The sequence below is a fragment of the Frigidibacter oleivorans genome, assembly GCF_003993775.1.
Taxonomy (GTDB): domain Bacteria; phylum Pseudomonadota; class Alphaproteobacteria; order Rhodobacterales; family Rhodobacteraceae; genus Frigidibacter; species Frigidibacter oleivorans.
This window is the reverse complement of the sequence record NZ_RJRZ01000009.1, coordinates 38179-57206: the sequence shown is the minus strand read 5'-3', so window position 1 is coordinate 57206 and position 19028 is coordinate 38179. Positions and strand designations below refer to the sequence as shown.

Genomic DNA, 19028 nt, shown 5'->3' with positions numbered 1-19028 from the left:
TTGGGGAACGGGAAGAACAGAATGCGTTTCGCAACCAAGCTGATCGGCCTTCCGGCCGTCATTTCCTCGGCCATGATCGCCGGCGCCGCCTGGGCGCAGGACGGCATCACCGGGCTCGAGGTCGTGGGCAAGGCACATGACGGCGGGACGGGCTTCCAGCCCGCGGCGACGGAACTGGCGCGCGACCAGCAATGGCTGGACGGGATGCTGCTCTACATCATCGCGGCGATCACGATCTTCGTGACCGTGCTGCTGGTGATGGCGATCCTGCGCTTCAACCGCCGCAGCAACCCGACGCCGGCGAAGTTCACCCATAACACGCCGCTGGAGATCGGCTGGACGCTGGTGCCGATCCTGATCCTCGTGGTCATCGGCTCGTTCTCGCTGCCGATCCTGTTCAAGCAGCAGGAGATTCCGACGGCCGACCTGACGATCAAGGCGACCGGCTTCCAGTGGTACTGGGGCTATGAATATCCCGACGAGGGTATCGCCTTCGACAGCCTGATGCTGGCGCGCGAGGAACTGGCGGAATACGGTTACAACGAGGATGAATACCGGCTGGCGGTGGACAATGCGGTGGTGGTGCCGGTGGGCAAGACCGTCGTCGTGCAGGTTACCGGCGCGGACGTGATCCATTCCTGGACGATCCCGGCCTTCGCTGTGAAGCAGGACGCGGTGCCGGGGCGGATCGCCGAACTGTGGTTCAACGCCGACCGCGAGGGCGTCTATTTCGGCCAGTGTTCGGAACTGTGCGGCAAGGATCACGCCTTCATGCCGATCACGGTGAAGGTCGTCAGCGAGGAGGCCTATGCCGAGTGGCTGGCCCGTGCCCGGGAACTCTTCGCCGCCGCGCCCTCGTCGTTCCGGGTGGCCGCGAACTGAGGCGTGCTGCGGCGCGGGCGCGACAAGCGCCCGGACGCGGACGACATGACGCTGCGCCGCCCCTGCGCGGCCCGCGCGGGGTCATCGGAGCCCCGCACCACGGCAGGGCCGGAGGCAGGCGCCTTCGCCCCACCTGGAGGACAGGATGACGGATACGAGCGCATTTGACGGCACGGCCCATGACGCGGCGGGCGAGGCGCGCTTCGGCGACTACGTCCAGCTGCTGAAGCCGCGCGTCATGTCGCTGGTGGTGTTCACCGCCGCCGTCGGGCTTCTGGTGGCGCCGGTGCCGGTGCATCCGCTCGTGGCCTTCGCCTCGATCCTGTTCATCGCCCTGGGGGGCGGCGCCTCGGGCGCGCTGAACATGTGGTATGACGCGGACATCGACGCGGTGATGCGCCGGACGCAGCGCCGCCCGGTACCTGCGGGCCGCGTGGGCCCGCAGGACGCGCTGGCGCTCGGCCTCGCGCTGTCGGGGATCTCGGTGGTGATGCTGGGGCTGGCGGCCAACTGGTTCGCCGCGGCTTTCCTCGCCTTCACGATCTTCTTCTATGCCGTCGTCTACACGATCTGGCTGAAACGTTCGACCCCGCAGAACATCGTGATCGGCGGCGCCGCCGGGGCCTTCCCGCCGATGATCGGCTGGGCGGTGGCGACGGGCGGGATCAGCGCCGAATCCGTGCTGATGTTCCTGCTGACCTTCATGTGGACGCCGCCGCATTTCTGGGCGCTGGCGCTGTTCATGAACGACGACTATTCGCGGGCCGGCGTGCCGATGCTGACCGTGACGCATGGCCGCCCGGCGACGCGCCGCCACATCCTCGGCTACACGCTGGCCTTGGCGCCGGTGGGGCCGGCGCTGGCTGTCAGCCAGATCGGCGGGCCGATCATGCTGGCCACGACGCTGGTGCTGAACGCCGCATTCGTGGCCGGCGCGCTGCGGATCCGCGCCCGGAGCGATGCCACGGCGGCCGCGGATCACTATGCGGTCGAAAAGCGGTTCTTCAAGCTGTCACTGGCCTATCTGTTCCTGCATTTCGCGGCGCTGCTGGCCGAGGCCGCGCTGCGGCCCTGGGGCATGGGGGGCTGGTGACGGTGGCCTTCGGACGCGATCACGAACTGCACCGGCGCCGCTTCGGCCGCAACCTCGGGCTGGGGCTGGTGCTGGCCGCCTTCGTCGCGCTGATCTTCGCGCTGACGGTGGTGAAGGTGTCGCAGGGCGACAGCCTGCAGGGCTATGACCACGCCCCGCGGCCGGAACTGGTGCCGCAACCGCAGCAGGGAGGGAACTGACATGCGCAAGCCCGCCGACCCCAACGCCCGGATGGCGCTGCGTCTGAGCGGCATCGTCGTGGTGATGGTGGCGCTGTCCTTCGCGGCGGTGCCGTTCTACAACTGGTTCTGCCGGGTGACGGGCTATGCCGGCACCACCAGCGTGGCGGAACAGGAATCGGACGTGGTGCTGGACCGGACCGTCACCGTCCGCTTCGACGCCAATGTCGAGCGCGACATGCCCTGGGAGTTCCGCCCGGTCGAGCGCCAGATGGAACTGAAGATCGGCGAGACGGGCCTGGCCTTCTACGAGGCCTACAACCCGACCGACCGTCCGATCGCCGGCACGGCCAGCTACAATGTCTCGCCCGATGCCGCGGGCTACTACTTCTCGAAGATCCAGTGCTTCTGCTTCACCGAACAGGTGCTGCAACCCGGCGAGCGGATGCAGATGCCCGTGACCTTCTTCGTGGACCCCGAGATGGTGAACGACCGCGACGCCAAGAACGTGCGTCACATCACGCTCAGCTATACGTTCCACGTCACCGATCTGCCCGAGGCGCAGGCCGCGCTTGACGCGCCCGCCGCAACCAAGACATCCATAAACTGACGACCCGGCCGCAGGGACATATCATGGCGCATGCAAAGAACCACGACTACCACATCCTCGCGCCGTCGATCTGGCCGTTCCTGGCCTCGATCGGCGCCTTCCTGATGCTGACCGGCGCGGTGCTGTTCATGAAGGGCACCACGCCGTGGCTGTTCTTCATCGGCCTCGTGCTGGTGCTCTACGTCATGTACGGCTGGTGGGGCGACACGATCCGCGAAAACTTCGCGGGCGACCACACCCCGGTCGTGCGGATCGGCCTGCGCTATGGCTTCATCCTGTTCATCATGTCCGAGGTGATGTTCTTCTCGGCGTGGTTCTGGAGCTTCTTCAAACACGCGCTCTACCCGATGAGCGCCAACTACCCGGCGACGATCGGCGTCTGGCCGCCCGAGGGGATCGAGACCTTCGACCCGTGGCACCTGCCGCTGATCAACACGCTGATCCTGCTGTGTTCCGGGATGGCCTGCACCTGGGCCCACCACGCGCTGGTGCACGAGAACAACAGGAAGGACATGGTGCAGGGCCTCGCGCTGGCCGTCGGGCTGGGGGCGCTGTTCACCTTCTTCCAGGCCTATGAATACAGCCATGCCGCCTTCGGCTTCGCCGGCAACATCTATGGCGCGAACTTCTTCATGGCGACCGGCTTCCACGGCTTCCACGTCATCGTCGGCACGATCTTCCTGTTCGTCTGCATGATGCGGGCGATGCGGGGCCATTTCACCCCCGACAGCCATGTGGGCTTCGAGGCGGCGGCCTGGTACTGGCACTTCGTCGACGTGGTCTGGCTGTTCCTCTTCGCCGCCGTCTACATCTGGGGCGGCTGATCGCCCCATCGGTCCACTGGAAAAGGCGCGGGGCCGCAGGGCCGCGCGCCTTCGCCGTTCCGCCTCCTGAAAGCCGCCCATGCGCCGCATCCTCTTTCCGCTGATCCTCGGCCTCGGCGGTATCGCGATCCTGCTGAACCTCGGCTTCTGGCAGCTGCGCCGGCTGGAGTGGAAGGAGTCCATCCTCGCCACCATCGCGGCGCGCATCGATGCGCCGCCGGAACAGCTGCCCCCCGAAGGCGCCGACGGGCAGGCGCTTAAATATACGCCGGTCCGGGTCGCGGGCCGGACGACGGGGCAGGAACTGCACATGCTGACCGGGCGTCAGGGCGTGGGCCCCGGCTTCGAGGTCATCGCCGCCTTCGAAACCGCCGACGGCCGCCGCATCCTCCTCGACCGCGGCTTCATCCCCGAAACGGCCAAGGACATGCCGCGCCCGCCCGTCGATCTGGACGTGACCGGCAACATCCACTGGCCGGACGAGACGACGGCCTCGACCCCCGCCCCCGACATCGGCCGCAACATCTGGTTCGCCCGCGACGTGCCGGCGATGGCGGCGGCGCTGGAGACCGAACCGCTGATGGTGGCCGCCCGCAGCGTCGACGGCGCGGGGCAGGGGGTGGTGCCGGTGCCCATCTCGGTCGAGGGCATCCGCAACGATCATCTGAACTACGCGATCACCTGGTTTTCGCTCGCCGGGGTCTGGGCGGGGATGACAGGCTATCTTCTGTGGCGTATCAGACGCCGGACCATCTGAAGGAACCAGCGATGCGCTATGTCTCGACCCGCGGAGAGGCCCCGGCCCTGACTTTCGCCGAGGCGATGCTGACGGGGCTGGCGCGGGACGGCGGGCTCTACGTGCCGGAAACCGTGCCGCAGATGCCGGCAGAGGAGATCGCGGCGCTGGCCGGCCTGCCCTATGAGGAGGTTGCCTTCCGGGTGATGCGCCCCTTCACCGGCGACAGCTTCTCGGACGACGAACTGCGGCAGGCCATCGCCGCCGCCTATGCGGGCTTCGGCCATGCCGCGCGGGCGCCGCTGGTGCAGCTGGGGTCCGGGCATTTCCTGTGCGAGCTGTTCCACGGGCCGACGCTGGCCTTCAAGGACTTCGCCATGCAGCTGATCGGCCAGCTGTTCCAGATCGCGCTGGCGCGCAGCGGCGACCGGGTGACGATCGTCGGCGCCACCTCGGGCGATACCGGATCGGCGGCGATCGAGGCCTTCCGCGGCCTCGCCAATGTCGACGTGTTCATCCTGTTCCCGCATGGCCGCGTGTCCGAGGTGCAGCGCCGCCAGATGACCACGCCCGCCGAGGCGAATGTGCACGCGCTGGCGCTGGATGGCGATTTCGACGATTGCCAGGCGAAGCTGAAGGACATGTTCAACGACTTCGCCTTCCGCGATGCGGTCGGGCTGGCCGGGGTGAACTCGATCAACTGGGCCCGGGTGCTGGCGCAGGTCGTCTATTACTTTACCGCTGCCGTCGCGCTCGGCGCGCCGCACCGGGCGGTCGACGTCACCGTGCCCACCGGCAATTTCGGCGACATCTTCGCGGGCTATATCGCGCGCCGCATGGGCCTGCCCCTCGGTCGGCTGGTGGTGGCGACCAACCAGAACGACATCCTGCACCGCTGCCTGACCACCGGCCGGTATGAAACCGAGGGGGTGACGCCCTCGATCAGCCCGTCCATGGACATCCAGGTCAGCTCCAACTTCGAACGGGCGCTGTTCGACGCCTATGGCCGCGACGGGCGCGCCGTGGCGCAGCTGATGGGCGAGCTGAAGGCGACGGGCGGCTTTACCGTCAGCCAGGGCGCGCTGCAGACCCTGCGAGAGGTCTTCGGGTCGGGCCGGGTGTCCGAGGACGAGACGCGCGCCACCATCCGCGACACGCTGGCCGCCACGGGCGAGCTGCTGTGCCCGCATTCGGCGGTTGGCGTTTGCGTCGCGAATGCCCATATCCGCCCCGAGGCGCCGATGGTGACGCTGGCCACGGCGCATCCGGCGAAGTTTCCCGATGCCGTCGAGGCCGCCACCGGCATCCGCCCCGCCCTGCCCGCCCGCATGGCCGACCTGTTCGACCGGCCCGAGCGCGTGACGCGGGTTCCCAACGATCTTGCCGCGCTAGAGGCGCTGGTCCACGAAAGGCGCACCGCTTGACTGTCAGACTGACGACCCTTCCGAACGGCTTCCGCATCGTCACCGAACACATGCCCGGCCTCGCCTCGGCGGCGGTGGGCATCTGGGTGAATGCCGGGGGCCGTCACGAACGGCCCGAGGAAAACGGCATCGCCCATTTCCTCGAACACATGGCCTTCAAGGGGACGAAACGGCGCAGCGCGCTGCAGATCGCCGAAGAGATCGAGGATGTGGGCGGCTATATCAACGCCTATACCTCGCGCGAGATGACGGCCTATTACGCCCGCGTGCTGGAAGCCGACGTGCCGCTGGCGCTGGACGTGATTTCCGACATCGTGCTGAACCCCGCCTTCGACCCGAAGGAGATCGAGGTCGAGCGCCACGTGATCCTGCAGGAGATCGGGCAGGCGCTGGACACGCCCGACGACATCATCTTCGACTGGCTGCAGGAGGCCGCCTATCCCGACCAGCCGATCGGGCGCACCATCCTCGGGCCGGCCGACCGGGTCGCGGCCTTCCGGCGCGGGGATTTCGAAAGTTTCGTCGCCACCCATTACGGGCCGGATCAGATGATCCTGTCCGCCGCCGGCGCGGTGGACCACGAGGCGCTGGTGGCGCTGGCAACCGGCATCTTCGGCGGCCTGCGGCCGGTGGGCGCGCCGCTGATGCTGCCCGCGCGCTGGCAGGGGCTGGAACGGCGCGAGACCAAGGACCTGGAACAGGTCCATTTCGCCCTGGCCTTCGAGGCGCCGGGCTATCGCGACGACGATGTCTATGTCTCGCAGGTCTATTCCACCGCGCTCGGCGGTGGCATGTCCTCGCGCCTGTTCCAGAAGATCCGCGAAGAGCGGGGTCTGTGCTATTCGATCTTCGCGCAGGCCTCGGCCCATGAGGATACCGGCATGATGACGATCTATGCCGGCACCTCGGCCGAAGAGATCGGTGACCTCGCCGGCCTGACCATCGACGAGCTTAAACGCGCCGCCGACGACATGACCGAGGCCGAGGTCGCCCGCGCCCGCGCCCAGATGAAGGCCGGGATGCTGATGGGGCTGGAAAGCCCGTCCAGCCGCGCCGAGCGCATGGCGCGGATGCTGGCGATCTGGGGCCGCGTGCCGGGGGTCGAGGAGGCGGCGGAGAAGATCGACGCGGTGACGCGCGATGCCGTGCGCGCCTTCGCCGCGCGGATGGCGCAGGGCGGACGCCCGGCGCTGGCGCTGTACGGGCCGGTCGATCGCGCACCGGGGCTCGATCAGTTGCGCATGAGGCTGGCTGCCTGATGCTGGCGCGAAGGCGCAAGGTCCGGATCGAGACGGAGCGGATGACGCTGCGCCTGCCCGGGCATGGCGACTTTCGCGCCTGGACCGAGTTGCGCCGCCACAGCGAGGACTTCCTGCGCCCGTGGGAACCGGTCTGGGCCGACGACCATCTCAGCCGCCGCAGCTTTACCCATCGCGTCTATTGGGCAGCGCGGGCGGAACTGCAGGGCACGGCGCTGCCCCTGTTCCTGATCCGGCGCGAGGATCAGCAGCTTCTGGGGGCGATCACGCTCGACAATATCCGGCGCGGCCCGGCACAGGCGGGGACGCTGGGCTACTGGATCGGGCAGGACCACGCCCGGCAGGGCTATATGCGCGAGGCGATCCGCGCCGTGGTGCATCACGCCTTCAGCCATCAGGACCTGAGCCGGATCGAGGCCGCCTGCCTGCCCGAGAACGCGGCCTCGCGCGGCGTGCTGGAAGGCTGCGGCTTCAAGTACGAAGGCGTCGCGCAAAGCTATCTGCAGATCAACGGCCGCTGGCGCAATCATGTGCTGTACGCCAACCTGCGCGGCGACCGGCGCGGGCGGACGGATGTCGGCTAGGGGCCGGTCGCGGCGCTAGCGGAAAGTTGATGGCGCCGCCGGGCCGGTTCCGGGCGAACCTGCGGCAGTCGCCCCCAACCCCGGACCTGCCCCATGCGATTCTGCGCCCGCCTCGCCGCGGCTCTGCTGCTTGCCCTTGCCACGCCGCTTGCCCAGCCTGCCGCCGCGCAGGACCGCATTCCCAGCCATTGCGTGGCACTGGCCGGCCCGGTGCGGGGGATGGAGGTGCTGCAACGGGCCAGCTTCGGCGCGGCGCTGCCGGCCGATACGGTGCGGGTGAACTTCGTCTCGCACGCCACCTTCGTGATCGAGACGGCGGGCGGGCTGACCGTCGCCACCGACTATTCCGGCTTTCTCGGGCCGGGAGACCTGGTGCCGGACGTGGTGACCATGAACAACGCCCATTCGACCCACTGGACCGACAGCCCCGATCCGCGCATCCCGCATGTGCTGCGCGGCTGGGGCGAGGGCGGCAAGGCCGCGAGCCACCACCTGGACCTGGGCGAGATACTGGTGCGCAACGTCACCACCGACATCCGCTTCGGCGGGGCGCAGATCCCCGACGGCAATTCCATCTTCGTCTTCGAGGTGGCGGGCCTCTGCATCGGCCATCTGGGCCATCTGCATCATGAACCGACCCCCGCCCAGTACGGCCTGCTGGGGCGGATGGACGTGGTGCTGACCCCGGTGGACGGCAGCTATACCATGGACCAGCAGGCGATGATCCGGGTGATGCAGCGGCTGCGCTCCTCGCTGGTGATCCCGATGCACTGGTTCGGCGAGCCGAACCTGCAGCGCTTCCTCTCCGGAATGCAGGAGGATTTCGCGGTGGAACGGCCCGGCCGGTCCTGGGTGGAGGTGTCGCTTGGGACCCTGCCCGGCCGGCCCACCGTGCTGGTGCTGGAACCGCGCTGGCTGGACTGACGCACCGCCTTGCCATTCCCGGCGCGCGCGGCTTCACTCCGGCCGAACCCGCAGGAGCCGCCGATGCTGAATGCCGCCGATGCCGCCTTTGCCGAAACGCTGGAGGCCGCGCTGCCGCCGGGCCGGCTGGCCGCGCCCGAACCCCGGCACCTGGAAGAACCGCGCGGCCGCTGGCGCGGCGCCGGCGGCCTGCTGGCCTGCCCCCGGACCGCGGAAGAGGTGGCGGCGGTCGTCCGCGCCTGCGCCGCGGCGCGGGTGCCGCTGGTGCCGTTCGGCGGCGGCACCGGGCTGGTGGGCGGCCAGATCGTCGAGACGGGTCCCGCGCCGGTGCTGCTGTCGCTGGAACGGATGACCGGCATCCGCGCCGTGCATCCTGCCGAACGCACGCTGGTGGTCGAGGCGGGGATGACCCTCGCCGCCGTCCAGCAGGCCGCCGAGGCCGAGGGCCGCATCTTCCCCCTCGGCCTCGCCTCGCAGGGAACGGCGCAGATCGGCGGCATCCTCGCCACCAATGCCGGCGGCACGATGACGCTGCGCTATGGCAATGTCCGCAACCTCTGCCTGGGGGTCGAGGCGGTGCTGGCCGATGGCAGCATCCTGCACGGGCTGAAACGGCTGAGGAAGGACAATGCGGGCTATGACCTGCGCCACCTGCTGATCGGGTCGGAAGGCACGCTGGGCATCATCACCGCCGCCGCGCTGGAACTGTCGCCGCGGCCCGCGGGCGAGGGCACGGCGCTGATGACCGTGGCCTCGCCCGAGGCGGCGCTGGCGCTGCTGACCCTGACCGAGGCGCAGGCCTCGGGCTGCATCTCGGCCTTCGAGCTGATCTCGGGGCAGGGGCTGCGCTTTCTCGCGGAAACGCTGCCCGGGGTGCGCCTGCCGCTCGGCACCGGGCCGGACTGGTCGGTGCTGATCGACCTCGGCCTGCCGCGCGGGCTCGACCCGCAGGCGGCGCTGGAGGCGATCTTCGCCGAGGCGCTGGAGGCGGGGCTCGTCTCCGACGGCGTGATCGCGCAGAGCGAGGCGCAGCGCGCCGAGATCTGGACGATGCGCGAGATGCTGCCCGAGGCTAACCGGCTGATCGGCGCGCTCAGCTCGCATGACATCTCGGTGCCGCTGTCGGAGATTCCCGCCTTCATCGACCGCGCCACCGCCGCGCTGGCGCGGATCGCGCCGATGCGGATCAACTGCTTCGGCCATCTGGGCGACGGCAACCTGCATTTCAACGCCTTCCCCGCCGAAGGCCGCAGCCGGGCGATGGACGATCACCTGCGCCACGACATCAAGGCCTGTGTCCATGACATCGTCCACGGTTTCGGCGGCTCGGTCGCGGCCGAACATGGCGTCGGCCGGCTGAAGGTGGGCGACCTGGAACGCTATGGCGATCCGGCGAAACTGGCGGCGATGCGGGCGATCAAGGCGGCGCTGGACCCGGCGGGCATCCTCAACCCCGGCGCGGTGCTGCGCGGCGCCTGACCCCCGGACCCGCTGCGTCTTGTCGGCGGAAATATCCCGGGGGGAGGCTCGGGACGAGCCGGGGGGCAGCGCCCCCCGCGGCGCCGGCCGCCCCTAGAGCCCCTCGAAGGCGCAGAGCGTGTGAACGGCCATCCCCATGTCCAGCAGCCGCCGGTGCCCGCCGAGGTCGGGCAGGTCCACCACGAAGGCGCAGCCCGCCACCCGCGCGCCCAGCCGTTCCATAAGCCGCAGCCCGGCAATGGCGGTGCCGCCCGTGGCCAGCAGGTCGTCGACGATCAGCACCGTCTCGCCCGGCATCAGCGCATCGTCATGCACCTCGACCACCGCCTCGCCGTATTCCAGCGTATAGGCCTCGGCGATGGTGGGGCCGGGCAGCTTGCCCTTCTTGCGGACCGGCACGAAACCCGCCGACAGCTGATGCGCCACCGCGCCGCCGAGGATGAAGCCCCGCGCCTCCAGCCCCACGACCTTGTCGATGCGCTGGCCGGCGAAGGGATGCACCAGCTGGTCCACCGCCATGCGGAACCCGCGCGGATCGGCGAAGAGCGTGGTCACGTCGCGGAACAGGATGCCCTCATGCGGGAAATCCGCGATGGTGCGGATATAGTCGCGCACCGTCTTCGTCGCCGCCGCGGGAGGCGTCATGCCGGCGCCCCCAGCACCCGGCCCGCCACCGCGTCGAGCCGCGCCAGCGCCTGCGGATCGCGTGCGCCGGGGGCGGTCAGGATCGCGTGGTCCAGCGCCCGGTCGCAGCCATGCGGGCAGGGCGCGCGGTCCGGCCCCAGCAGCGCGGGCAGCCGGGCCACCAGCGCGCGGGCCTTGTCGGCATTGCCGTGCAGGGTGGCGACGATCTGCGTGATGTCGACGCTGCCGTGGTCGGGATGCCAGCTGTCGTAGTCGGTGATCATCGCCACGCTGGCATAGCACAGCTCTGCCTCGCGGGCGAGTTTCGCCTCGGGCATGTTGGTCATCCCGATCACATCCGCGCCCCAGTGGTCGCGATACATCCGGCTTTCGGCGAGGGTGGAAAATTGCGGCCCCTCCATCACCAGATAGGTGCCGCCGTCATGCACGGTGATGTCGCTGTCGATGGCGGCCGAAAGGCAGGCGGCGGACAGGCGCGGGCAGGTCGGATGCGCGACGCTGACATGGGCGACGCAGCCGGTGCCGAAGAAGCTCTTCTCGCGGGCGAAGGTCCGGTCGATGAACTGGTCGACGATGACGAAATCGCCGGGCGCCATCTCTTCGCGGAACGAGCCGCAGGCCGAAAGCGAGATCACGTCGGTGCAGCCCAGCCGTTTCAGCGCGTCGATATTGGCGCGATAGGGTACGGTGGTCGGCGAATGCACATGGCCGCGCCCGTGCCGGGGCAGGAAGGCCATCGCCACCCCGTCGAGCGTCCCGGTCAGGACCGCGTCCGAGGGCGCCCCCCAGGGGGTCGCCACCTCGACCCATTCCGCCGCCTGCAGCCCGTCGATCTGATAGAGCCCCGATCCGCCGATGATGCCGATCCGCGTCTGCATATGCGCCTCCGTTCCGGTCCGATGCGATCCGATCTGATCCGGGGCGCAGCTTAGGGTCGTGCCGCAGCCGCGAAAAGACCGAAAGCCGCTGGCGGCAGCCCCGGCGCGGCGATAGGAAGCGGGGCCGGCACCGCGCGGGACGGCAGGGGCGGAGGAAGGGCATGGACAACGTCCGGGGCAGCCTGCTGATGGTGGCGGCGATGGCGGCCTTCACGCTGGAAGACCTCTGCGTGAAGGCGGCGGCGCGGCATCTGCCGGCGGGGCAGGTGCTGATGCTGTTCGGTCTGGGCGGCATGGCGGTCTTCGCGGCGCTGACCTGGCGGCAGGGCGGCCGGCTGCTGCATCCGGCGATGCTGTCGCGCACGCTGATCGTGAAGGCGGGGTTCGAGGTGACGGGGCGCGCGGGCTATACCCTGGCGCTGGCGCTGACGCCCTTGTCCAGCGCCTCGGCGATCCTGCAGGCGACGCCCCTGGTCGTGGTGGCGGGGGCGGCGCTGGTCTTCGGCGAACGGGTGGGCTGGCGACGCTGGGCGGCGATCGGGGCCGGTTTCCTCGGGGTGCTGGTAATCCTGCGCCCGGGCGTTTCGGGGTTCGAGCCGGCCTCGCTCTGGGCGGTGGTGGGCACGCTGGGCTTTGCCGGGCGCGACCTTGCCACCCGCGCCGCGCCGCGCGTGCTGTCGAACGCGCAGCTGGGCTTCTGGGGTTTCGCGGCGCTGCTGCCCACCGGCGCGGGCCTGCTGGCGGTCACCGGCGGCGCGGTGCTGCCGCAGGCGGGGGACTGGGCCGCGCTGGCCGGCGCCACCCTGTGCGGCGTCATCGCCTATTCCTGGCTGACGGCGGCGATGCGGACGGGCGAGGTCTCGGTCGTCACCCCCTTCCGCTATACCCGCCTCGTCTTCGCCATCGCGGTCGCGGCGGTCGTGCTGGGCGAGCGGCCCGATGCGGCGACCCTGGCGGGCGGCGCGATCATCATCGCCAGCGGCATCTACACGCTGTTGCGCGGGCGCAGCCTGTCGCGCCGGGCGGCGGCGGCGCGGCCCGTCACCCCTCGCCCGGGCGGGCCAACGTGAAGACCCGCTCCACCACCGCGTAATCCTGATAGCCGAGCCGCGACAGCGGGCGGAACCGGGTCACGTCGAAGCGGCCGTCCACCAGGCAGTCGTCGCGCAGGTGGATGCCCGTCACCTCGCCCAGGATCAGGTGATTGTCCTTGCCCTTCAGCCGGACGACCTCGGTCAGGCGGCATTCCAGCGTCGCGGGGGCATCGGCCACGCGCGGGCAGTCGATGGTCCGGCATTCGGCCTTGGCCGCGCCCGCGGTGGCGAATTCGTCCGTCCCGCGCGGCAGCGCCGCCGAGGAGGCGTTCATCACGTCGCGGGCCGCCTCGGCCACGATGTTCACCGCGAAGACACCGCTCGCGGTGAGGTTGGCGAGCGAGTCCTTGCTGGCGGTCGAGGCGAACATCACCTGCGGCGGCACATAGGCGACCGCGTTGAAGAAGGAATAGGGGGCGAGGTTGTCGCCCTCGGCCCCGCGGGTGGAAATCCAGCCGATCGGGCGGGGGGCGACGATGGCGTTGAACGGGTTGTGCGGCAGGCCGTGGCCGTCTTCGGGGCGGTAGAACATCGGGATCCTTTCCGGTTTGAACCCGACCCTAGCGCATGATACGCGCGGTTCCAGCCGCAACGGACGCGATGCAGGGTCCCCCATGTATCAGCTGGAAGAAGAGACCGATGCCGACTGGTGGGAGGTGGAGGCGCTCTATGACCTCTGCTTCGCGCCGGGGCGCACGGCGCTGTCCTCCTACCGGCTGCGGGACGGCGTGCCGAAGGTGCAGGAACTGTGCCTCGTGCTGCGCGACGGCGAGGGCGCGCTGTCGGCGGTGATCCGTTACTGGCCGGTGCGTGTGGGCGGGGCGCGGACGCTGCTGCTCGGCCCGGTTGCGGTGCATCCCACGCATCAGGGCGAAGGCTTCGGCGGGCTCCTGATCCACGAAAGCCTGGCCGAGGCGCGCCGCCTGGGCTGGCAGCGGGTGCTGCTGGTGGGGGACGCGCCCTATTACCGCCGCTTCGGCTTCGTCCGCAAGGACGGCGTGATCATGCCGCCGCCGACCAACCCGGACCGGGTGCTGGGGCTCGACCTCGTGCCCGGGGCCTGGGCGGGGGTGACGGGCGAGGTGACGCGCGACCTGCCCGAGACGGGACAGGCCGCCGGCGCGGCGGCGGAGTAGGGAACAGCCGGCCGGGCCGAAGCCTTGTCCCGGCGGAAGCGTCGCCCATCTGAAAGGGGCAGACGCCGGAGGACACCATGACTGCCCCAGAGAATGCCGAGACCCCCACCGACACCCTCGCCGCCGCGCGCCCCCTGGCCGAGCGGCTGGCCGACCCGGCGCTGGCCGTGGCGCTCGACGCGCTGGCGGCGCGGCATCAGGCGGCGAACGGGCTGGCGATGCAGGCGATGGGGATGGTGGGCGGCAGCGCCGAAAACCTGCTGGAACGGCTGCCGGACAAGGTGAAGGACCGGCTGGAAACCGTGACCCGCGCCGCGCTCGAGACCTCCTTTGCGCTGGCGGCGCGGTCGCGCGGGGTGCTGGGCGACCGGTCCGACCGGGTGAACACGGCGCTGGCCACCGCGATGGGCGTGGCGGGCGGGGCGGGCGGGCTCGCCACCGCGATGGCGGAACTGCCGGTGACGACCACGATGCTGTTGCGCGCGATCCAGGGCATCGCCGCCGATCACGGCTTCGACCCGCAGGACGAACAGACGCGGATCGACTGCATCCGCGTCTTCGCCAGCGCCGGACCGATGACCAAGGACGATGGCAGCGACCTCGGCTTCCTCGCCGCCCGCGTCACCCTGACCGGCACCAGCGTCAATGCGCTGATCGCCCGGGTGGCGCCGCGCCTGTCGGTGGTGCTGGGCCAGAAGCTCGCCACGCAGATGGTGCCGGTGCTGGGGGCCGTGGCGGGGGCGGCGGTCAACTATTCCTATACCAGCTACTATCAGGAAATGGCGCGGGTGCAGTTCGGCCTGCGCAAGCTGGCCGAGGCGCAGGGCCTGCCGCGCGAGGCGCTGACCGAGGCGCTGCGCGCCCGCATCCGCGCGCGCGCCGCGGGCCGCAGCGAGGTCGGCCGCGCCGCCGGGGGCTGAGGGCGCGGCCTGACCGGCGGCCTGAGCGAAGTCCGGCCGCCGCGCCGCCACTGCCGGAACGTCCGGCGTCGCCGCGGGTTGAGGGGGCTCACTCCCCAATCAACGGAGACGAAGATGCAGGATATTTCAGGCAAGACGGTCGCCATCCTCGCCACGCATGGCTTCGAACAGTCCGAACTCGAGGTGCCGCTGGAACGGCTGCGCGCCGCGGGCGCCGAGGTGCATGTCGTCTCGCTCGAAGCGGGCGAGATCAAGGGCTGGGACAAGAAGGACTGGGGCCAGCCGGTCAAGGTCAACAAGGTGCTGTCGGCGGTGAAGGCCGAGGATTACGACGCCCTCGTCCTGCCCGGCGGCCAGATCAACCCCGATCTGCTGCGGGTGGAGCAGGCGGCACTCGACTTCGTGCGCGCCTTCTGGACGGCCAAGAAGCCGATCGGCGCGATCTGCCACGCGCCCTGGCTGCTGGTCGAGACCGGCATCGTCAAGGACCGGCGCGTGACCTCGTACAAGTCGATCAAGACCGACGTGATCAACGCGGGCGGCAAGTGGGAGGACAGCGAGGTGGTGACCGACATGGGTCTGGTGACCAGCCGCAACCCCGGCGACCTCGACGCCTTCTGCGCCAAGCTGGTGGAGGAAATCCGCGAAGGCCGGCACGACCGCCGCGCGGCCTGATCCGGTCTGTCGCGGCCGCCCCCTGCACCCGACGGGACTATCCCCGGGGGGTGCAGGGGGGGGCAGGGGTCGCCCGCGGCGAACCAGCCACGCCCGGGCAGGATCGCGTCACAGCGGCTGGCGCGCCAGCCAGTCCATCACGGCGGGGCGCACCGACTGTGCGCCCGCCTTCACCTGCGCGTCGATCAGGGCGCGCAGGTCACGCAGGTTCACGCGGCGGATCAGGTGCTTGACCGGGCCGATGGAGGCCGGGCGCATGGACAGCGACCGCAGCCCCATCGCCGCCAGACAGACCGCCTCCACCGGACGGCCCGCATCCTCGCCGCAGAAGGACAGCGGCGTCATCGCCGCCTCGCAGCGGTCCACTACATGGCCGATGAAGGACAGGAAGCTGGTGTCGAGCGTGTCATAGCGGCGGCGCACCCGTTCGTTCTCGCGGTCGGCGGCGAAGAAGAACTGCTTCAGGTCGTTGCCGCCGATCGAGATGAAATCCGCCAGTTCGAAGAAGCCGCGCGGCGCATAGGCGAGGCTCGGGGTTTCCAGCATCGCGCCGATTTCCAGCTTGAAGGGCAGCCGGTGGCCCAGCTTGCGCTCGCGTTCGACCTCGTCCAGCAGGGCCTGCCGCGCCGCCACGAATTCGCCCATCTGTGCGACGAAGGGGAACATCACCGTCAGCGGCCGGCCCGCCGCGGCCCGCAGCAGCGCCTGCAGCTGCATCCGCATCACCCCGGGCTTGTCCAGACCGACGCGGATCGCCCGCCAGCCGAGCGCCGGGTTCGGTTCGTCCTGCGGCTTCATGTAGGGCAGGACCTTGTCGGACCCGATGTCGAGCGTGCGGAACACCACCCGCTTGCCGTTCGCCGATTCCATGACCCGCGCATACAGCGTGGCCAGCTCGCCCCGCTGCGGCACCCGGCTGCGGATCAGGAACTGCAACTCGGTGCGGAACAGGCCCACGCCCTCGGCCCCGGAATTGACCAGCGAGGGCAGGTCGGCCATCAGGCCCGCGTTCATGTGCAGCGCGACGCGCGTGCCGCAGGTCGCCTCGGCCGGCAGGTCGCGCAGGCTGGCATAGCGGCTCTGCGCCTCGGCCTGCATGGCGATCTTGTCGCGAAAGGCGCTGGCCACCGTTTCTTCGGGGCGCAGATGCACCACGCCCTGATCGCCGTCGACAAGGATCGTGTCGCCGTTCAGCGCCTCGGCCACCAGACCCTCGGCCTGGATCACCAGCGGGATCGCCAGCGCCCGCGCGACCACCGCCGCATGGCTGCCGACGGAGCCTTCCTCCAGCACCACGCCCTTCAGCTTTCGCCCGTAATCCAGCAGTTCGCCGGGCCCGATGTTGCGCGCGACCAGCACGGGGTTGTCCGGGATCTCGGCGCCGGTGTCGCGGCCCTGTCCGGTCAGGATGCGCAGCAGCCGGTTCGACAGGTCGTCGAGGTCGTTCAGCCGTTCCCGCAGGTAAGGGTCGGGCACCTGCTGCAACCGGGCCCGGGCCGCCGACTGTTCCTTCTCGACCGCGGCCTCGGCCGACAGCCCGCGCTGGATGTCTTCCTCCATCCGGCGCAGCCAGCCGCGGGAATTGGCGAACATCCGGTAGGTTTCCAGCACCTCGTGCTGGTCCTTGTCCATGCTTTCGGCACCGTCGACCATCGCATCGACCGACAGGCGCAATTCCTCGACCGCCGCCGACAGGCGCCGCGATTCCGTCTTCGGGTCGTCGCCGACGGGATTGGCCACCACCACCCGGGGTTCGTGCAGCCAGACCCGGCCTTCCGCCGCCCCCTCCTGCCCGGTGAAGCCGCGGAACATCACCGGGTTCTTGTGCAGCGCCGACAGCGCCTCGCCCTCGCCGATGAAGGCGCCGAGTTCCGCCATCTCGGCCAGAACCATCGCCACGACTTCCAGCGCATAGACCTCGTCGTCGGAAAACTGCCGGGCGGCCTTGGACTGCACCACCAGCACGCCCAGCCGTTCGCCAAGACGCTGGATCGGCACGCCGAGGAACGAGGAATAAAGTTCCTCGCCCGTCTCGGGCATGTAGCGGAAGCCGCGCTCGCCGGGGGCATTGCCGGTGTTGATCGGGCTCGAGGTCTTGGCGACCCGGCCCACCAGCCCCTCGCCAAGCCGCATCCGCGTCTTGTGCACCGCCTCGGGCTTCAGCCCCTCGGTCGCGCACAGTTCCAGCGTCTCGCGGTCGCGGAACAGGTAGATCGAGCACACCTCGGTGTGCATCGAATCCGCGATCAGATGGGTGATGCGGTCAAGCCGTTCCTGCCCCTTGGCGGGGGTGGCCAACTGGTCGCGCAGCCGGCGCAGCAGCTTGCGGCTTTCACTCTCCGATCGGTCGGGCATTTCCGCGCGCGACGCCCCTCATCCGTGCGGACCCCGATGCTCAGGCCGCCTTCTCCAGTTCGAAGGCATCATGAAGCGCCTGCACCGCAAGTTCCATGTATTTCCGATCGATCAGCACCGAAATCTTGATCTCGGACGTCGAGATGACCTTGATGTTGACGTTCTCGGTGGCCAATGCCCGGAACATGGTCGCCGCCACGCCGGTATGGGACCGCATGCCGATGCCCACGACGGAGACCTTCGCCACATCGGTGTCGATGATCAGTTCGTCATAGTGGATCAGGTCCGCGGTCTTGGCATCCTCGAGCGCCTTCTTCGCCCGGGCCACCTGATTGATCGGGCAGGAGAAGGTCATGTCGGTGACGGCGCCGGGATGGGCCTCGTCATAGTCCTTCTCGCTGATGTTCTGCACGATCATGTCGACGTTAACGCCCGCATCGGCCAGCGGCCCGAAGATCGCCTGCGCGACGCCGGGGCGATCCTCGATGGTGAACAGCGTGATCTTGGCCTCGTCGCGCGAATAGGCGACGCCGGAGACGACTTTCGATTCCATGATATCCTCCTCGGCGCAGACCAGCGTGCCGGAATTGTCGTCGGTATCCTCGAAGCTCGACAGCACCCGCAGCCGCACATTGTAGCGCATGGCGAGTTCGACGGAACGGGTTTGCAGCACTTTCGCCCCGAGGCTGGCAAGCTCCAGCATCTCTTCGAAGGCGATCTTTTCCAGCTTGCGCGCCTTGGAACTGATGCGCGGGTCGGTGGTGTAGACGCCGTCCACATCGGTGTAGATGTCGCAGCGCTCGGCGGCGAAGGCCGCGGCGAAGGCCACGGCGGTGGTGTCCGATCCGCCCCGGCCCAGGGTGGTGATCCGGCCCTCCGCCGAAACGCCCTGGAAGCCGGCGACGACGGCGACCTTCATGCCTTCGGCGAACTTGCGGTCGATATTCTCGCGCGGAATGTCCATGAACCGGGCGGCGGAATGCTGGCTCGTGGTCAGGATCGGCACCTGCCAGCCCTGCCAGCTGCGCGCCGGCACGTCCAGTTCCTGCAGGGTCAGCGCCATCAGCCCGGCGGTGACGTTCTCGCCCGAGGCAACGACCGCATCGTATTCGCGCGCGTCGAACAGCGGCGAGGTCTGTTCCACCCAGCCCACCAGTTCATTGGTCTTGCCCGACATGGCCGAGACGATGACGATGACGTCATAGCCGCGATCGACCTCGCGCTTGACCTTTTCCGCCGCGTTCCTGATCCGCGCCAGATCGGCGACGGACGTGCCGCCGAATTTCATCACCAGAAGCGGCATGTCGTGCCTCCGCCCGCCAAAATCGCCC

General features: G+C 69.6%; 20 protein-coding genes. 15 read left to right on the top strand and 5 right to left on the bottom strand.

The annotated features are described in order from the left end of the window. The first annotated feature begins 21 nt into the window (after positions 1-21). The 11 genes from coxB (at position 22) to EEY80_RS12215 (ending at position 9994) form a co-directional block, all read left to right on the top strand. Entirely contained in the window at positions 22-882 is an 861-nt protein-coding gene (gene coxB / locus EEY80_RS12265) for a cytochrome c oxidase subunit II (RefSeq protein ID WP_126976864.1), read from the top strand. Positions 883-1027: 145 nt separating this feature from the next. Further along, positions 1028-1975 (top strand): heme o synthase, encoded by a 948-nt coding sequence (gene cyoE, locus EEY80_RS12260; protein WP_126976863.1) that lies wholly within the window; start codon positions 1028-1030, stop codon positions 1973-1975. Then, on the top strand, positions 1972-2175 hold the full coding sequence (locus tag EEY80_RS12255) for a hypothetical protein (protein WP_328590525.1): 204 nt from the start codon (positions 1972-1974) through the stop codon (positions 2173-2175). Before cyoE ends, EEY80_RS12255 begins: the two co-directional genes overlap by 4 nt. A gap of 1 nt (position 2176) precedes the next feature. Then, positions 2177-2764 carry a cytochrome c oxidase assembly protein gene (locus EEY80_RS12250; protein ID WP_126976862.1) on the top strand — a complete coding sequence of 196 codons (588 nt, stop codon included), beginning with the start codon at positions 2177-2179 and terminating at the stop codon, positions 2762-2764. A 23-nt stretch (positions 2765-2787) separates the two neighbouring features. Next, entirely contained in the window at positions 2788-3588 is an 801-nt protein-coding gene (locus EEY80_RS12245) for a cytochrome c oxidase subunit 3 (protein ID WP_126976861.1), read from the top strand. Between the two features lie 79 nt (positions 3589-3667). Next, entirely contained in the window at positions 3668-4345 is a 678-nt protein-coding gene (locus EEY80_RS12240; RefSeq protein ID WP_126976860.1) for an SURF1 family protein, read from the top strand. 11 nt (positions 4346-4356) lie between these two features. Then, positions 4357-5748, top strand: coding sequence for a threonine synthase (gene thrC, locus EEY80_RS12235; RefSeq protein WP_126976859.1), 1392 nt, complete (start codon positions 4357-4359; stop codon positions 5746-5748). Then, on the top strand, positions 5745-7007 hold the full coding sequence (locus EEY80_RS12230; protein WP_126976858.1) for a M16 family metallopeptidase: 1263 nt from the start codon (positions 5745-5747) through the stop codon (positions 7005-7007). Before thrC ends, EEY80_RS12230 begins: the two co-directional genes overlap by 4 nt. Continuing rightward, positions 7007-7591 carry a GNAT family N-acetyltransferase gene (locus tag EEY80_RS12225; RefSeq protein ID WP_126976857.1) on the top strand — a complete coding sequence of 195 codons (585 nt, stop codon included), beginning with the start codon at positions 7007-7009 and terminating at the stop codon, positions 7589-7591. The genes EEY80_RS12230 and EEY80_RS12225 overlap by 1 nt, the downstream gene beginning before the upstream one ends. 93 nt (positions 7592-7684) lie before the next feature. After that, positions 7685-8515: an MBL fold metallo-hydrolase gene (locus tag EEY80_RS12220; protein ID WP_126976856.1), complete on the top strand. Its 831-nt coding sequence runs from the start codon at positions 7685-7687 to the stop codon at positions 8513-8515. 63 nt (positions 8516-8578) lie between these two features. Then, positions 8579-9994: an FAD-binding oxidoreductase gene (locus EEY80_RS12215; RefSeq protein ID WP_126976855.1), complete on the top strand. Its 1416-nt coding sequence runs from the start codon at positions 8579-8581 to the stop codon at positions 9992-9994. A 93-nt stretch (positions 9995-10087) separates the two neighbouring features. Here the strand turns inward: EEY80_RS12215 and EEY80_RS12210 are convergent, their stop codons facing one another. Then, positions 10088-10639, bottom strand: coding sequence for an adenine phosphoribosyltransferase (locus EEY80_RS12210; RefSeq protein ID WP_126976854.1), 552 nt, complete (start codon positions 10637-10639; stop codon positions 10088-10090). Next, positions 10636-11517 (bottom strand): S-methyl-5'-thioadenosine phosphorylase, encoded by an 882-nt coding sequence (locus tag EEY80_RS12205; RefSeq protein WP_126976853.1) that lies wholly within the window; start codon positions 11515-11517, stop codon positions 10636-10638. The genes EEY80_RS12210 and EEY80_RS12205 overlap by 4 nt, the downstream gene beginning before the upstream one ends. A 161-nt stretch (positions 11518-11678) precedes the next feature. Between EEY80_RS12205 and EEY80_RS12200 the strand changes: the two genes are divergently transcribed. Further along, the gene (locus EEY80_RS12200; protein ID WP_126976852.1) at positions 11679-12587 is read left to right on the top strand and encodes a DMT family transporter; all 909 of its coding nucleotides are present in this window, start codon (positions 11679-11681) and stop codon (positions 12585-12587) included. Here EEY80_RS12200 and EEY80_RS12195 read toward each other — a convergent pair. Then, entirely contained in the window at positions 12559-13143 is a 585-nt protein-coding gene (locus tag EEY80_RS12195) for a flavin reductase family protein (protein ID WP_126976851.1), read from the bottom strand. The two genes, EEY80_RS12200 and EEY80_RS12195, sit on opposite strands and share 29 nt — an antisense overlap. Positions 13144-13225: 82 nt before the next feature. Between EEY80_RS12195 and EEY80_RS12190 the strand changes: the two genes are divergently transcribed. The 3 genes from EEY80_RS12190 to EEY80_RS12180 all read left to right on the top strand — a co-directional run bounded on the left by EEY80_RS12190 (position 13226) and on the right by EEY80_RS12180 (position 15342). Continuing rightward, a complete protein-coding gene (locus tag EEY80_RS12190) occupies positions 13226-13747 on the top strand; it encodes a GNAT family N-acetyltransferase (RefSeq protein WP_126976850.1) in 522 nt (173 codons plus the stop codon). Between the two features lie 77 nt (positions 13748-13824). Next, positions 13825-14667, top strand: a complete 843-nt coding sequence (locus tag EEY80_RS12185) for an EcsC family protein (RefSeq protein WP_126976849.1) — start codon at positions 13825-13827, stop codon at positions 14665-14667. A gap of 114 nt (positions 14668-14781) precedes the next feature. After that, complete coding sequence (locus tag EEY80_RS12180; protein ID WP_126976848.1) at positions 14782-15342, top strand: type 1 glutamine amidotransferase domain-containing protein; 561 nt, start codon at positions 14782-14784, stop codon at positions 15340-15342. Positions 15343-15450: 108 nt separating this feature from the next. Here EEY80_RS12180 and ptsP read toward each other — a convergent pair whose 3' ends face one another. Further along, on the bottom strand, positions 15451-17697 hold the full coding sequence (gene ptsP, locus EEY80_RS12175; RefSeq protein ID WP_126976847.1) for a phosphoenolpyruvate--protein phosphotransferase: 2247 nt from the start codon (positions 17695-17697) through the stop codon (positions 15451-15453). 40 nt (positions 17698-17737) lie between these two features. Then, entirely contained in the window at positions 17738-19000 is a 1263-nt protein-coding gene (locus EEY80_RS12170) for an aspartate kinase (protein WP_126976846.1), read from the bottom strand. Positions 19001-19028: the final 28 nt, after the last annotated feature.

What these genes read in the sequence shown, in the direction of transcription:
- coxB (WP_126976864.1), top strand. Translation starts at nt 22, where the DNA reads ATGCGTTTCGCAACCAAGCTGATCGGCCTTCCGGCCGTCATTTCCTCG.
- cyoE (WP_126976863.1), top strand. Translation starts at nt 1,028, where the DNA reads ATGACGGATACGAGCGCATTTGACGGCACGGCCCATGACGCGGCGGGC.
- EEY80_RS12250 (WP_126976862.1), top strand. Translation starts at nt 2,177, where the DNA reads ATGCGCAAGCCCGCCGACCCCAACGCCCGGATGGCGCTGCGTCTGAGC.
- EEY80_RS12245 (WP_126976861.1), top strand. Translation starts at nt 2,788, where the DNA reads ATGGCGCATGCAAAGAACCACGACTACCACATCCTCGCGCCGTCGATC.
- EEY80_RS12240 (WP_126976860.1), top strand. Translation starts at nt 3,668, where the DNA reads ATGCGCCGCATCCTCTTTCCGCTGATCCTCGGCCTCGGCGGTATCGCG.
- thrC (WP_126976859.1), top strand. Translation starts at nt 4,357, where the DNA reads ATGCGCTATGTCTCGACCCGCGGAGAGGCCCCGGCCCTGACTTTCGCC.
- EEY80_RS12225 (WP_126976857.1), top strand. Translation starts at nt 7,007, where the DNA reads ATGCTGGCGCGAAGGCGCAAGGTCCGGATCGAGACGGAGCGGATGACG.
- EEY80_RS12220 (WP_126976856.1), top strand. Translation starts at nt 7,685, where the DNA reads ATGCGATTCTGCGCCCGCCTCGCCGCGGCTCTGCTGCTTGCCCTTGCC.
- EEY80_RS12215 (WP_126976855.1), top strand. Translation starts at nt 8,579, where the DNA reads ATGCTGAATGCCGCCGATGCCGCCTTTGCCGAAACGCTGGAGGCCGCG.
- EEY80_RS12210 (WP_126976854.1), bottom strand. Translation starts at nt 10,639, where the DNA reads ATGACGCCTCCCGCGGCGGCGACGAAGACGGTGCGCGACTATATCCGC.
- EEY80_RS12205 (WP_126976853.1), bottom strand. Translation starts at nt 11,517, where the DNA reads ATGCAGACGCGGATCGGCATCATCGGCGGATCGGGGCTCTATCAGATC.
- EEY80_RS12200 (WP_126976852.1), top strand. Translation starts at nt 11,679, where the DNA reads ATGGACAACGTCCGGGGCAGCCTGCTGATGGTGGCGGCGATGGCGGCC.
- EEY80_RS12195 (WP_126976851.1), bottom strand. Translation starts at nt 13,143, where the DNA reads ATGTTCTACCGCCCCGAAGACGGCCACGGCCTGCCGCACAACCCGTTC.
- EEY80_RS12190 (WP_126976850.1), top strand. Translation starts at nt 13,226, where the DNA reads ATGTATCAGCTGGAAGAAGAGACCGATGCCGACTGGTGGGAGGTGGAG.
- EEY80_RS12185 (WP_126976849.1), top strand. Translation starts at nt 13,825, where the DNA reads ATGACTGCCCCAGAGAATGCCGAGACCCCCACCGACACCCTCGCCGCC.
- EEY80_RS12180 (WP_126976848.1), top strand. Translation starts at nt 14,782, where the DNA reads ATGCAGGATATTTCAGGCAAGACGGTCGCCATCCTCGCCACGCATGGC.
- ptsP (WP_126976847.1), bottom strand. Translation starts at nt 17,697, where the DNA reads ATGCCCGACCGATCGGAGAGTGAAAGCCGCAAGCTGCTGCGCCGGCTG.
- EEY80_RS12170 (WP_126976846.1), bottom strand. Translation starts at nt 19,000, where the DNA reads ATGCCGCTTCTGGTGATGAAATTCGGCGGCACGTCCGTCGCCGATCTG.